Source organism: Paenibacillus sp. Z3-2 (assembly GCF_054161325.1).
Genome location: NZ_CP096397.1, coordinates 4,993,175 through 5,008,494 on the forward strand (window position 1 = coordinate 4,993,175; position 15,320 = coordinate 5,008,494).

General features: G+C 47.5%; 7 protein-coding genes. All 7 read right to left on the reverse strand.

Annotated features, from left to right (window positions below):
* Positions 1 to 166: 166 nt before the first annotated feature.
* Complete coding sequence (pulA, locus tag M1D71_RS22385) at positions 167 to 3,043, reverse strand: type I pullulanase (RefSeq protein ID WP_458123744.1); 2,877 nt, start codon at positions 3,041 to 3,043, stop codon at positions 167 to 169.
* A gap of 395 nt (positions 3,044 to 3,438) precedes the next feature.
* Entirely contained in the window at positions 3,439 to 5,487 is a 2,049-nt protein-coding gene (pulA, locus tag M1D71_RS22390; protein ID WP_458123745.1) for a type I pullulanase, read from the reverse strand.
* A gap of 169 nt (positions 5,488 to 5,656) precedes the next feature.
* A complete protein-coding gene (locus M1D71_RS22395; RefSeq protein ID WP_458123746.1) occupies positions 5,657 to 8,704 on the reverse strand; it encodes a DUF5704 domain-containing protein in 3,048 nt (1,015 codons plus the stop codon).
* 642 nt (positions 8,705 to 9,346) lie between these two features.
* A complete protein-coding gene (locus M1D71_RS22400) occupies positions 9,347 to 10,624 on the reverse strand; it encodes an S-layer homology domain-containing protein (protein ID WP_458123747.1) in 1,278 nt (425 codons plus the stop codon).
* Between the two features lie 341 nt (positions 10,625 to 10,965).
* Complete coding sequence (locus M1D71_RS22405; protein WP_336765195.1) at positions 10,966 to 12,477, reverse strand: extracellular solute-binding protein; 1,512 nt, start codon at positions 12,475 to 12,477, stop codon at positions 10,966 to 10,968.
* 179 nt (positions 12,478 to 12,656) lie between these two features.
* Positions 12,657 to 13,769, reverse strand: coding sequence for a glycoside hydrolase family 88/105 protein (locus M1D71_RS22410; RefSeq protein WP_458123748.1), 1,113 nt, complete (start codon positions 13,767 to 13,769; stop codon positions 12,657 to 12,659).
* Between the two features lie 23 nt (positions 13,770 to 13,792).
* Positions 13,793 to 15,292 (reverse strand): extracellular solute-binding protein, encoded by a 1,500-nt coding sequence (locus M1D71_RS22415; RefSeq protein ID WP_458123749.1) that lies wholly within the window; start codon positions 15,290 to 15,292, stop codon positions 13,793 to 13,795.
* Positions 15,293 to 15,320: the final 28 nt, after the last annotated feature.

Below are 15,320 nucleotides of genomic sequence, written 5' to 3' on the forward strand. Positions count from 1 at the left end.
ATATTTACCCCAATGATAGAGGATCTCAAACACTCAACAGGATAATTCTTTTTTGAATCAACCAGTGCTTCATGTAATCAGACCCAAAAAAGCAGTCGGAATCTCTTCCAACTGCTGGTTTATCAAGCTTTTACCGAACGACTATATGAGATTATAAAAAAAGAAATTATGCGCTGTTACGATCCTCTCTCAGATCGCTTTCGCGAATGACCTGCATCTCATCCGACCCACTGCGAACAATAATGTGCACATCACCGTCTTCAGGTACTATATCCACGTAACGGTCTCCGCATGTGTCTTTGGCTTCCCACTCGTTCAATCGAATGATCAATCCCAAGTGATGCAGACCCGGAGCAACACGGAAGCGGGCTTCAGCGGCATTTCCGACTTGTTCCAGCGGGACTGCTCCATCCTCCATACCAGTGCCCCAGACCCAGACATCCCAGCCCTCATAGTGCTGGTCCTCCCGTTCATATCGAAGCGTGACGGTTCGCGAAACCTGTTTAAGAATGCTTACCCCAAGTGTTGCCCGGATTCCTCCAGCTTCAGCAATGATCTGCGTTGTTCCAGGTGATATCGCCCGCACGATCCCCGCTGAACTTACGGCTGCCATTTCCGAATGAGACGAGCTCCAACGTATAGTAGAATCCTGAAGCGGCTGACCGAATTGATCCAGAACCAATGCACGGAAACGGCTGATTCGAGTCATGTACATGACAGGTTCGCCCACAATTTCAATTCGCTCGGCATGACGATGATCCACCTGTAACATACAAGTTGCCGTTATGTCCCCACAGTGGACTGTAATTGAAGTTTCTCCGCGTTCCAGTGCATGGATAGTTCCATCAGGCTGTATCCGAATAATATCCGGCTCAGAAGAAGTCCAGGTAACAGGGGCATTCTCTACTACATTGCCAATGTTGTCCCTCACGATCGCTCGCAGTTGAACGGTCTCTTTCGGACTGTATACCTGTCTTGGAAAACTAATCTCCAGTGTGGCCGGATCAGCGCCTCCAGCACGCTCTGTGTCGTACAAAACCATCAATGACCACCGTTCTACCCGAACAGTGCCACGAACGGTCTCAATCAGGTCTGTACCTGCCTGATGATCATTGACCACGACATGCCAGTCACCTTCCCCCAGGTCCACATGCTTCTGATGTTCCGTTCCGTTATAGATCACCATAATCTGATTCCAGGTGTCCTGATTCGCTCCATCCTGAAGCATAAATACAACTACATTGCCGTCGGCACGAATGATACGAAGGTGATTCCGTACCTGTTCGGCATCTATCATACGAAAGGCGGGATGTGTGCGCCGCAGATGGATAAGACCACGATAATAGTCAAACACCGGTCTGAACCGCGATTTGTTGGCCCACGTGATGGTATTCACCGCATCTCCGCTCCGATAGCTGTTATGATCACCGGCTTTGGATCTGAGCATCTCATCTCCTGCATGCAGAAACGGAATGCCCTGAGAGGTAAGCAGAATGCCGGAAGACAGTAACGAGCGTCGAACCATCTCATGATCCAGTACATCATCTGCATCCACATATCGATATGGATCTGCTGCTTTTACAGCCGACTCAGCACTTCCGCCTCCCACCGGCTGTCCGTCCTTCCATACGGGAAAACCTAATTCATGTCTGATGTTCATCGTAGTTGCGATTTTATCCCACAGGTTGAGATTGTCATGGGCAGTTACATAATTGACGGTTTCCACAGGTGAAGATGTAAAATCATCCAGTGCCCCGGCTAATCCCCTACAGAGCTCATATTCCCGCCCCCCGGCACCTGTGACAAACCCTTTTCCACCACCATCACTGTCTCCCTTGATTGCACTGCGAAAATGATCATTAAATACAGCAAATCCCTGACCTCGCTGTGTTCCTTTTAACGTTTTGCGGTCCAATGGCGAATCTCCACCCGTCCAGGGTTCCCCATAGACCAGAAATGCCGGATCGATCTGTTCCCGTAGTTCGCGCGTTAATTCATTCATCGTTTCCGTATCAATCAGAGCCATGAGGTCAAATCGAAATCCGTCCACATGATATTCTTCTGCCCAGTATCGGAGAGAATCGAGAATATACTTTCGCACCATTGGGCGTTCTGTCGCCAATTCATTGCCTACACCAGAACCATTACTGAGGGTGCCATCCTCCCGATAACGGTAATAATACCCTGGTACAATTCGATCAAAAGGTCCTTCTTCCACGCTATACGTATGATTATAGACAACGTCAAGCACAACGCGAATACCTTGTCTGTGCAGTGATTGAACAAGTGATTTGAACTCCCGAATGCGAACCGCAGGATCACACGGATCGGTCGCATACGAACCCTCTGGAACGTTATAATGCTGGGGATCATACCCCCAGTTGTATGGTGCTCTGGCATTTGAACCCACATCCGCCGTAGCGAGTTCATTCACCGTCTGATAATCCGCCACAGGCAATAGATGCACATGCGTAACTCCCAGTTCGGCAAGATGGTCTACCCCAATGCTATTCCCCGCTCTATCGGTGAGTCCAGATGCCGTGAATGCCAAATATTTCCCCTTATATGGAATGTCCGCATGGGGATCGGAGGAGAAATCACGTACATGCAGCTCATATAGGACAGCATCCACTGGACGCAGAAAAGCAGGTTTGACATCCAGGTCCCAATCGACCGGATGGGTCGTTTCAGGATCTATAATGGCCGTACGTTGCCCATTAGCTGTTACCGCTCTGGCATAAGGGTCAGCAACCACTTCCATTCGCTGTTCATCATGAATAATTCGGTACATATAAAAATGTCCTGCCCAATCACCGTTTAGCTTCAGACTCCATATTCCGTCCGCATCGCACGTCAGAGAATATTCCTGCCCACCTTCATGATCTTGTACTTTGCCACTATCGTTGTAATGCCCTTCATCTTCAAAAACCAATATATAAACCTGTTGTGCCGTAGGTGCCCACAATTTAAAAGTACTTGCTGCACGAGTATATGTTAAGCCAAGATCGTTGCCTTCGTAACGAAAAGAAGTCCATTCCGGCATCGTTCCCACCGCCTTTATATCCATTGATTTCGTGTTGTCCCGATGTTACGGAGCGGGACGTTGTTTGTCAACCCGGGGTTGTCTGTACTCAACATATCGGTTCGATTCGAGCATTCAATTAGCAATCGCTTTCAAAATATAGATATGAAAACAAGCGCCATAGATTGACAGCATTTGTACCTGTCCTGACAAAAAAAGTTTGAAATATGTAAGAATACATTGTAGGATTCACGTGGTTAGAACGAAAACTATACTAAACTACGCACTAAACTGGCGGACGTTATATTAAAGGTCGAGCATGACGAAGACCTCTTCGCCCAGTCCCCTGCTCTTTAACTCGACACAAAATCCCCTTTCCGGACGGAAAGGGGGATTAGTTTTATATTTTGTGGCAATCAGAACTTCGAATACATCACCGTCATGGATAGAGCATTCACATTTACCTGTCCGTCCTGTACGACACGGATCGCATCAACACCGGCTTGCCCTTCCTCTACGACCACATTCCATGTCCCTGTGGGAACAGAGACGATACAAGCTTCTTTTGCCGCATTATAGATGACGACAATGCGTTCCCATGAATCGTTGACGGCCGCACCTTCCAATTCATAGGCCAGTATACCATTACCTTTTTCAAGAAGACGAATATGCTTCTCGATCTCTTCCCGTGTACGGAGCCGAAAGGCCGGATGCTCTCGCCGAAGACGGATCAGCCCGCAATAATAGTCAAACACCGGCTTGAACCGCTGCTTTTGCCCCCAATGAATGGCATTGACCACGTCTCCACTCTGATGGCTGTTGGCATCCCCATATTTGCTGCGAAGCATTTCATCTCCAGCCGCAATCAGGGGGACACCCTGGGAGGTGAGAACGATACCATTGGCAAGCAGACAACGCCTAACCGTCTCGTTCTCCAGAATATGATTCGGATCAATCTGTAGGTAAGGCTTAGCCTTCTCTACAGCCTCTTTCACACTTTGGCATCCGCGAATGCTTCCATCCTCGTTATAGGTCAGGAAATTCAGCGTATCGTGCAGTCCTTGTGTCCGTGCGACTTTGTCCCACAGGTTGAGATTATCATGCACCGTCACATAATTAATGGTTTCGGTTGGGCCATCCGTAAAATCATGAATGGCTCCCCGTACGCCTGTCCACAATTCGTCTTCTTTTCCATCCGCGCCCGTCGCAAAACCCGTACCCACACCATCACTGTCTCCCTTAATCACCCCACGGAAATTATCGTTAAAGACGGCAAACCCCGCTCCGCGCTGTGCTCCTTTTAGGGTCATATCATCCCCAAGTGGTGAATCCAGTGCCCCCCATGGTTCACCATATAGTAATATGGATGGGGATATTTCGGCGTGCAACTCCACTGCAAGCTGCTTCATCGTAGTTGTGTCGATTAGGCCCATCAGGTCAAATCGAAAACCATCCACATGATACTCCTCTGCCCAGTATCGCACCGAATCGATAATAAACTTGCGTACCATGGCGCGTTCGGTAGCCACCTCATTGCCTGTACCTGAACCATTGCTGTAAGTCCCATCGGCATTCTGGCGATAGTAGTACCCGGGTACCATTTTTTCAAACGAACTGCCCGCCGTATCAAACGTATGATTATATACCACATCCATTATGACACCTATGCCCTTGTTATGGAGAGCAAGTACCATCGATTTGAATTCACGAATTCGTGTCTTCGGTTCATCCGCACGTGAGGCATAAGAACCTTCCGGGACATTGTAATGAAGTGGGTCATATCCCCAGTTATAGTTGGAGGCATCAGACGTATCACCATCCACCCTGGATTCATCCACTGTCGCAAAATCAAATACAGGCAGCAGATGCACATGGGTAATTCCCAGTTCAACCAAATGATCGATTCCCAGCGTGTTGCCCTCTGCATCCCGGAGCCCCGTCTCCGTAAAAGCCATGTATTTTCCTTTATGCGTGATTCCAGATGATGGGTGTATGGAAAAATCACGCACATGCAGTTCGTACAAAACTGCATCTACAGGACTGGTCAATTCAGGGCGAATATCCTCACTCCACCCATACGGATGCGTCTGCTCCAGGCTGATGATTACACCCATTTCTCCGTTCATGGTGACCGCTCGTGCGTAGGGATCTACAGCTTCGGTAGAATGTCCGTCTTCAAAAGTGGGCTTGTACATGTATCGATAGTTATCTAAATTCCCTTCCAGCTCCAGAGCCCAAATGCCTTGTTCTTTCTTGTGCATAGGTAACGCCCTCTGTTTCAGTTGATTGGGCTCTTCCTCCGGGCCCCCACCTGTCAAAGGCGGGTACAGGAGTAGTTCCATCTGAACGGCTAACGGTGACCAGACTTTGAAGTGACAGGCTTGTGCTTCTACTATGACACCCAGATCTCTTCCTTCGTATGTATCTCCTGAAATTAATAGCCCCTGCTTATCCTCTTCAATCATGTTGTTGTTCCCCTCTCGTTGAGAAATTAATGAATATGGATGGAACGAGTACCCCTTACCCTTTATACCCGTTCTGTTGACCAACCATAATCCGAATTAAGCAAAAGAAGACAAACGCCATGTGGATTCACATCACGCCTGCCTTCTTTAAGGGTAAAACGATGTCTATCTAATGCGGTACCTGGGATTGAAAATCATTACGGCTGGATTGATCGGCGTGGTAGAAAACCACATCTCCATCTTGCATCGTCCAACTTCTACCCTGACCATCTACCGGGTTATTATCAAAACCTTCCATCTGCCATTGGTTCATCAACGGGGCATGAATATATTGCAGATGTGGTGCATTTGTATTGCCGTTGCGCAATGTTTCGATATCGAAGTTTACCACGATGTAACCGTCCCTCAGGAATACCGCTGCCTTCTCATCCAACCGGTTTTGTCTGGCAAGCGATTCGAGATCGGTTCCCTTGGACACAGCATATACATCCGCTGGCAAGCTATATTCGCCATACCAGCGCTGAATCGCTGCATTTGCCCGATCTACATTAACACCGGACGGAATATCTGTTTTTGGACCAATGAGTGTACGGATCTGTGAAGGGAGAATCATCCAGTCATACCGACCTACCCACGTTTTATGGTGAGAAGTCTGATCCACGTAACGAACCATATGTTCCGCCAGTGTACCCTGATCGCGTTCCTCCTCAGACAGTTCATAAGTGTACTGATAACGCGCTGTATCACCTAATTCCGTACCGGGTACATTCCTCAATCGTGAGTTCAGGACAACAAAGCGTTTTTCTAGATCCTGTGCCGATCCAATCCGAATGAGTCGTTCCTGTCCTCGGTGGTAATATAAATCCACTTCTTGCCGGGTGGTGCCATCTTTACTCACAAAAGAGAACGTCGGGGTGATTCGGATACCATCCTGTTTCCCAAACATATTGCCCTTGGTCTTGAGGTCGAACTTGAAATGGTACCCTGTTTTCACCGCTGCATTTCGGAAACCCTGTACCGGATGACTGCCGGGACGAATTGGCAGTACATAGGGTGCCAGATTACCTCGGGGGTCTCCGTCTATACTGTTTCCCCCGGTCCAATAGCTCACACCCGTTGGTTCCGGGCTGCCCATCCGCTTGCGGAACACATTCTCCCAGTTGTAGTCTGAAATATCGGTGATATGAAAATCATACAATCGTCCGATGACCTCCACAGCAACGGTATCTGCTGCGACATGATGGGTCAGATTTGTATTGGCATCCTGTTGCTCCGTGAAGTTTGCAGGAGCATTTTCGGCAATATTACGGAACTCGATCTGGTAATTCCCTTCATCTACCCATACAGGGAGATAAAAAGGGGTGTCCAGCTGATTTACCGGAATATCCACCCATGTCAGAGCCGGAATAAATTGGCTTCTGGCACCGTTATAGACATCGAATGGGAAACGAACCTGTTTGATCCGAAAATATTTTGCGTAATCACGGTCTCCATAACCAGGGTAACTCGCTACATCCAGATGTTGACCTGAGGTGGGTATCCGCACAAGGAATGGACGCTCTAAAATAAGTGCAGCTCTGGTCGGATCAGGTGTTGTCTTCTGGTTATGTGGCTGATCATCTGACACCCAGGCATAGTTCACAACCGGAGTATGTACTGTCACCGAGTTGATGCCCGGAATGGGGAACTTCTGATCCTGGCCTCCGTTAATATTGCCAGGGAGCAGTCCATACGTAATCTCACCTGTGGTTGGCTGGTTAGCTTTGTTCATCAATGTGTTCTTGATTGTCAGTCGGTTCTGGTATAGAATATCGTCTCCGATCATGCCAGGCTGGGGGATCATCCCAGGTCTTGGAGCAGTTTTCTCTACGGGAGCAGGGTCCATAATCGTCGCTCCATTAAAGGTTACCTTGTCATTATTGACGGTATTCTCTCTAACCTCCGCTTCAGCTTTGGATTGAAACAATGATGTTTCATCTGGCGTAGGCGGTTCAGCCGAACCACCCGGAACCCCTTCGGTACCAAGATCAATCTCTCGGCATGGCGCAGGTTTCACATGAGTGGTAACCGCAGGATCCATAGCCGATTGCAAAGTTGGTGGTGTATATGCATTGGGCGTCAGGGTCACGGTGTCACCATAACCACCTAGCGCATAGTTAGATACCTTGGCTTCATTTAACTGATAAACCTCCAGGTTATGGATCTGCCAATAGCTATATGTCCGTGTTACTTGCATGGTTTTATCCCCAGGCACATCAAGTTCTCTGGGCTCAGGAGGTGTTCCTGGATCCCCCTCACCACTAGAGGGTCTTCCCGGGATTGTCCAGGTTTTATGATAAACCTTCTTCACATTCACGGTATAAGTCACCGTTCCAGTCATGTTAACCCACCGGTGCTGGAACAGATATCCTTTGGCTAGGACATTGGCATAAAGGTCTTCTGAAGTTGGAATGCCGCGAGTGACATCAAATTTCTCAGCTCCTCGATCGTCTGCCTTCAGCACGCCTTGAACAGATGGGTCCATGACCGCTGCTTCAATAACTGTACCTCTACTAGGCGGGCTGATGGTCACAGGGCACGCGTTCGCAGGGTCTCCACCCGGATCGCCACCATTACCGCCTCCCTCAGGATTCGTACAGTCCTTCACTTCCAGCACCTGAGTCACTTGTTCATCCAACTGCTGGGTTGGATCAAGAAAATGAGCTTTTATGGTCGTGCTACCCACGAGACCTTTGGTCGTGATTTTGCCATCTGCGCCGATCGTTGCCACAGCCGGATTCGAGCTCTGCCACGTCAATTTGGGATGAGCCGTCAGTTTATGAACAGAGCGATCAGGTTTGGTTAGAACTGCTTCTGCCTGTAGTGGTGTTGTATTGGCTTTACAAGCGTTCGGCAAATTCACCACGAGTCCTGGCTCAGACGTAACAGTTATGGTGGCTGTATCTGAGATGAGATATGTACCATTGTTCCAGATCGCACGCACAGTGACCGTGCCTGGACTTTCGGCCTTTAACATCCCTGTTTTCAGTTCAATGCTCGCGATCGTCTCGTCAGAGGAAAACCATTTGATCTCCGCTTCTCTTCGCGATACGTCAATGCCCTCATTAAAATTGGTTTCGCCATAGTTTTTCGTCTTCACCTTGGCTATCATCTGCTGGGTTTGACCTATGGTAAGGGTAGAATTTGGCGTCACATCGATTTCTTTCTCTTCCTCCAAATCACCCTCCCAGATGATGTCCATTGGTGTATGGTAGGCAACGATTTGCTTCACACAGTTTCGAATTGTTTTACCACCATTCTCAAAATCCCTTCGATTAGTAACTGTGTGTGAGCCTCCTGTTTTGGTAATAATTTTTACGATTGTACTTCCTTCTCTTAAAATCGTATTACCAACACCAGTATAAGACGACTGTAGTGTGCTTGATTGATAATCTACACTTTTAATGCGGATTTTATCTAGCATTCTCTGTGTAACAGTCTGAGATTGAAAATCTGGCCAAGATATTGCAGGCCATTCAGAAAAATCGACCTCATTAGGGATTTCCTTCTCATCTGGGTATGGACTAGAACATGAATTAGGATTTAGGTTATCCGAATAAGTTGGTCCAGTAGTGTGTTCTGCTTTGAAATTTCCATTATCAAGTTGATACCAGTAAACACCTGGGTTTGCTATCCTTTTTGTAGACTGTACCGTATTTGATATTTTTTGCTTCTTAGGTCCATACGGATCTGAACTTGCAGCTTCTATTGAGGATGTTAAATTCAAACATAGTATATTAATAAGAAAAATCGAGATAAATATTAAGGTTTTCTTCTCAACATAGGCACACAAAAATATTCCACCACCATTAAATTCGACTTACATATTCTGAATTTTTAGTATATTTCCACTTTTTTCATTAAAGGTATATGCCCCACTTTTACCATCCAAAACGGATGTGATCCAAAATCTCTTCTTAACATCCTTCTTAATCAAATCACTCGAACTCTCAGGGATAGTCAATAGGCCATTTTTGGATGCTTGCTTAAGATCCAAACGATTAAATTGTAAAAAACCACTATATAGCCCTCCATTAAAGGTAATTGGATTGGATCTCTCAATTTTTGATGTAAAAGAAATATCTGCAAAAGCCATATAATTACCTTTGAAAAGATGTGTCTCTGGACCAATGAATAATGTTGCATAGAGACCTTTTGCCTTACCTTGAGTAATATCCACGACTATATATCTATGCAGTGTAACTACACCAGAATTATTGGATAATTTAAATTCTTCTCTTGCTAAGTCACTTACTTTAGCGGAGTTATTACTATACCTATAATTACTAATGGTCGTTAAATTCGTACCCGTCGTGCCGACCTCCCTCATCTCATTCAGGTCACTATACTTCCCCGCATCCGTGCCCTCTACATCCATATAACGCAGCAAAATGGCTGACACTTCCGCACGAGTGGTGGAGTCCGCTGGTTTCAATGTGCCATCCTGAAACCCACCTACAATGCCTGTCCCACGAACGAGAGCAAGATACGGAATCTGCTCGGCACGAATGGTGCCACGGTTCACTTCGGGTGTGGGAAGCAGCGTGTTTTTCGTATCGTTAAAAGCATCCTGGAAGCTGCTCCCGGACTTGATCAGTCCATTGGCAATCCATTTCATCATCTCGTAGCGCGTCAGTTCTGCATTCGGATTGAACCCTTTGGCGTAATCACCAGTGTTAATGAATCCTTGTCCTACAAGCTGGCTAACCGCCGCTTCAGACCAATGTCCCTTGAGATCGGAAAACGGATTCTGCCCCTCTACCTTGTCTAGTCCAGTCGCCCGGGCAAGTATGGTCGCATATTCCCCACGCGTGATTTTGCCATTGGGACGAAACGTTCCGTCCTGGTAACCGGAGATCAGTTTTTTTTCGTAAGCTTTGGCAATCGTTGCTTGAGCCCAGTGGCCTTTAATATCCTTAAACTTGCTAAGGGCAGTGTCACTCGTCCCCGATGCAGCACTCGCTGTTGACTTCAAATGTATCGGTCCAACAGTCAATAACGTTCCTGCTAATACAGTTGTCGTTAACAACCCGACGATCCAAACGTTCCGTTTTTTCTTCTTCTCGTGTCCTTTGATCTGCTTCTTCAATCTACTCACGCTCCTATGTACCTTAGTATGGGGGTGCTTTGCTTGGTCAGCCTAGATTACTTCTCTTCATAACCAAAACCTAAATTTGCCATAATAATCAATATTCTACCATGTCACACTAGGCTATTGGTATTGTTTTTCGTCCATCCCCATCACTTCAAGGTGTGCAACCCTCCTCCCATAGACCCACTGCATTCGCTAAAAACACAAAAAAAGGCCATGAATCCGCAGATTCATAGCCTTATGCTTTAAGGGTGTGGTCTTTCTTATGATATTGGAAAAATAAATCTACTCCTAGAGTAAACCATATCATTCCATTTAATCAACCACTTTTTTTACTCAAGACCTCTTTATTTTCCGTTTAGTTCCTTGTAGGATGCTTCCAGTTCCGTGATCAATTGATCGCCACCAGCTTTTCTCCAACTCGCTATTTCCTGCTCCCAACCAGCATCATCGATTTTACCCATAATGTACTTGGTCTGCGCATCCCATATCATCTGATCCAGCTCCTGACCACGCTCGGTATAGATTGCCGAAGACAAGGTGAGTGCCGGATTGGCAATGGCATACTGCTCATTCTCACGAGCCATTTTCGTTCCTTTCATGCCGATCGGAACATCGACCAGTTCAGCTACGTTATACCCTTCAATACTTAACAGATTATCACGATATGGCTTCACTTCACGCTGATAGGCGTCAAAATCCTTAAGTTCGGTTTTGCCATCCGCAGTCTTGGTGTAGTGCACATCAAGCAATCCACGGAGCTGCAACGTACTCAATTCCTCATCCATTAACTGATCCAGGAATGTGAGAACCTGTTTCAATTGCTCCTCGTCCGGTACGGACGCCTTCGGGATGACCAACATTCCGTAGTTCCCTGGCTCCCCGGCGATTCGAATGCCATCGGTTCCCTGGAACGGAGCAACGTCAATCTCTCCATCTGGAGCGTTAGGTGTAAGCCGCTGCTGAGACGACTTTCCGTTCTGAGCCACACCGTTAAGCTTCATGCCAACCAGGCCTGAATCCATTTTTTTGTCCGCATCGGAAGGGTCAAGAGCTGGGAAATCACTGTTAATCAGTCCCTCGCTAAACAGACGCTTGAAGAGCTTCATCGTATCCACATATTCAGTGGTCAGGAACTCAGGGGTCAATTTCCCGGCATCGTCCACTCCCCATTTATTAACGCCACCGATACTTACAGCGATCCGAGTCAGCGGGGATGAGACACCTTCGTTATATTTTTTGAATAACAGTGCACCATACGTATCCTCTTTGCCATTCCCGTCCGGGTCGTCCTTGCGTATGGAGCGCATCACTTCATACCAATCATCCAGCGTTTTGGGTATGTCCAGCTTTAACGTATCAAACCAGTCCTTGCGATATACGATAGCGGTCCGTCCAATATCCCTGAAGTTGGGAATGCCGTAGACCTTACCTTCAATTTTGATATTGTTAAAATAAGCCTCGGATTGGGCAGACAAGTTCTTATAATCCTTCAGGTATGGCCCCAGTTCCCAGAACAGTCCCGTTTTGGCGGCATTAAACGTTGTTGGTACATAATTCACACGCATAATGGTAGGCATCTCGCCTGAAGCAACCATAACGTTCACTTTATCATCAAAAGCAGACTGCGGAATCCACTGTACGTTGACATCCGTATTCGTGTATTCTTCAATCTTCTGTTCAATCCCATTCTCCTTGGCGGGTATATCACCTACCTGCATTAAAGAGATGGAAATGGGAAGTTTACCTTCCCCTGCAGCAGGTGCTTTCTCTCCCCCGCAACCTGCAAGCAGCCCAGCGGACATTGCACCAATTACAACGATTCCGCCTAAACGGGACATTGGACCTTTTGGACTCATGAACCATCTCTCCTTTGGATAAGGTTATGTACACAGATCACTCCGATGACAGAACAACCTTCCGATCGCTGTTATCCCCAGATTTTTTGGTTCCCTTCTAAAAAGGGGAAAATCCGGGGATAAAGGCGAACGCTTCGCTTCCTCAGATTATTTCTGCCCTCTCCGTTCTCATGTACATGTTAGTTGGACTTGTAAAGTTCAATCTCCACTCCTGCCAAAATGAACGGAGCAACCGATTTCGGATCATTGATTCGAATGGATTCAGTTACATAATACTCGTATGACCCATCACGATACGGGCTTCCTCCGAGGCCGGCTCCGCCGTTACACTGCGTCAGGGACAGTACGCCTTCACGATCCGTTTGCAGCAGATGCTGCAGCAGTCCCTGATATCCTTTTTCCGCAACCGCTTTGAACTTGCCACTCAGATATCCTTTACGCACACCTTTGGCCAATGCATAGACAAACATTGAAGTACCGGAAGCTTCCAGATAGTTCCGCTCACGTCCCGGCTGATCCAGCAGATGTGGCCATAGTCCAGTCTGTTGATCCTGCACATGTACAAGCGCATTCGCCACCCGTTCGAAGATGCCCACAATTTGTCCGCGCTGCGGATGATCTACCGGCAGGTGATCCAATGTGTCCACAACCGCCATCACATACCAGCCCATTGCCCGGCTCCACACATGTGGAGAACATCCCGTTTCTCCCGAACTCCAGCGCTGCTCTTTGCTCTCATCCCAGGCATGGTACAAGAGACCGCTTCGTGGATCACGTGTGCGCTGTTCCACAAGCAAGAGCTGCAGGGCAGCCTTGTCGAACCACTTATCTTCCCCTGTCACTGCGCCATACTGGGTCAGGTACGGAGTCGCCATGTACAATCCATCCAGCCACATCTGGAATGGGTAAATCTTCTTGTGCCAGAACCCGCCTTCACTCGTATGTGGCTGTCCCTTAAGCTGAGTTATAAGCAACTCCGCAGCTTTGCGGTATTTCTCTTCCCCCGTTTTCTCGAGCAACAGGAACAGCGATTTTCCCTGATTGATCTGATCCAGATTATATTCCTCGATCGTATAGGAGCGAATGGAGCCATCTTCCTGAACGAAATGATCCATCAGCTCACGGATGTAGTCAAAATACTTTTGCTCCCCCGTGTGCGTGTACAGCTCCTCCAGTGCTTTCAGGAAGCAGCCGTTCTCATAATGCCAAGTGGAGTACAGCTCATGGTTGCGATAACTTTCCATGAACTGCTGTGCCATGCGCACCGATGTGAATTGCAATGTTTCCTTCATGATCAAGCCTCCGCTTCCGGCTCTTATTGAGCCTGTTTTTTGTAATCTTCGGCATATTCCTCACGAATCTTGTTTCCACCAGCATTGCCCCAATTCTCGATTTCCTTTTCCCAGCCACTTTGATCGATCTTGCCCATGATGTATTTGGTCTGCGCATCGGCAATCACCTGATCCAGATCCGCCCCACGGTCACCATACGTTGGAGAATATAACGTCAGCGCAGGGTTTGGCACAGCGTGCTCCGCCAGTTCCTTGGCAAGTGTCGTACCTTTTTCACCCAGTTCGGTATCCTTCAATTTCGGTACGTTATATCCTTCCACATAAGGAAGGTTGTCACGGTAAGGTTTCACTTCACGCTGGAATGCATCGAAGTCACTCATCTCCACTTGATCTTCGCCCACTTTGGTGTGATGTTTGTCTTCCATACCACGCATCAACAGGGTAGCCATCTCAGGGTCCATCAATTTATCCAGGAAGGAGAGCAGATTCTTGAGTTCTTCTTCCGATTTCACCGTTGATTTAGGGAATGCCAGAATTCCGGAGTTACCCGTCTGTCCTGCAACACGATCTCCGTTCGGTCCAAGCAAACCAGCGATGTCTACCACACCATCCGGATTGTTTTTGGACAACCGCTCTTGCTGACTCTTCCCGTTCTGAGCAACACCAACACGCATACCAACAACACCGGAATCATACTTTTTCTCCGCTTCCGTAGAGTCGAATACGGCAAAGTCCTGATTCAAAAGTTTCTCATCATACAAGCGTTTCAGCAGATCGAGCACCTGCATATATTCCGGTGTCATGAATTCCGGCGTGAAGCTGCCATCATCCTCGACCTTCCACTTGTTAGGTGCACCAAAACTTACACCAAGCCGCGTCGTGAAGGAATATTGATCCTCATTGTATTTTTTGAAAAGCATCAGTCCAAACGTATTATCCTGACCATCTCCATCCGGATCGGAGGTTGCCAGTGTTTTGATCGTTTCGTACCATTCATCCGGTGTCGTTGGCACCTTCAGATTCAGCTTCTCGAACCAGTCCTTGCGATAGATCACTGTAGCCCGCGCAATATCCGAGAATACGGGAACCCCATAGATTTTGCCCTCTACCTTGATGTTGTCAAAAAAACGCTCGTTCTGTGCCGACAGATTTTTGTAATCTTTCAGCAAAGGTCCCACTTCCCAGAACACGTCATTACGCATTGCGTTGGTCACCGTCGGGTTATATTGCACCTTCACAATTTTCGGCATATCGCTTGAAGCGATCATCACGTTAATTTTGTCATTGTAGGCTGAAGCCGGAATCCACTGGATATCCAGTTTGGTATTGGTATACGCTTCAATCTTTTGCTGAACCTCATTGCCTTTGCTTGGCACATCACCCACCTGTGCAATGGCTATAGAAACATTCTGTACGCCGCCCTCGGCAGCCTGCCCCTCGTCTGATCCGCATCCTGCCAGCAAACCTGTCACCAGTGCCAGTGTGCTCAAGACAGCTACGGCTTTCTTTTTTGTTGCTTTCATAACATGAAAACCTCCCTTTTTTTTATGC

Bases quoted from the DNA above. Each gene is read 5' to 3' on its own strand.
- pulA (WP_458123744.1), bottom strand. From the start codon at position 3,043: ATGCCGGAATGGACTTCTTTTCGTTACGAAGGCAACGATCTTGGCTTA.
- pulA (WP_458123745.1), bottom strand. From the start codon at position 5,487: ATGATTGAAGAGGATAAGCAGGGGCTATTAATTTCAGGAGATACATAC.
- M1D71_RS22405 (WP_336765195.1), bottom strand. From the start codon at position 12,477: ATGAGTCCAAAAGGTCCAATGTCCCGTTTAGGCGGAATCGTTGTAATT.
- M1D71_RS22410 (WP_458123748.1), bottom strand. From the start codon at position 13,769: ATGAAGGAAACATTGCAATTCACATCGGTGCGCATGGCACAGCAGTTC.
- M1D71_RS22415 (WP_458123749.1), bottom strand. From the start codon at position 15,292: ATGAAAGCAACAAAAAAGAAAGCCGTAGCTGTCTTGAGCACACTGGCA.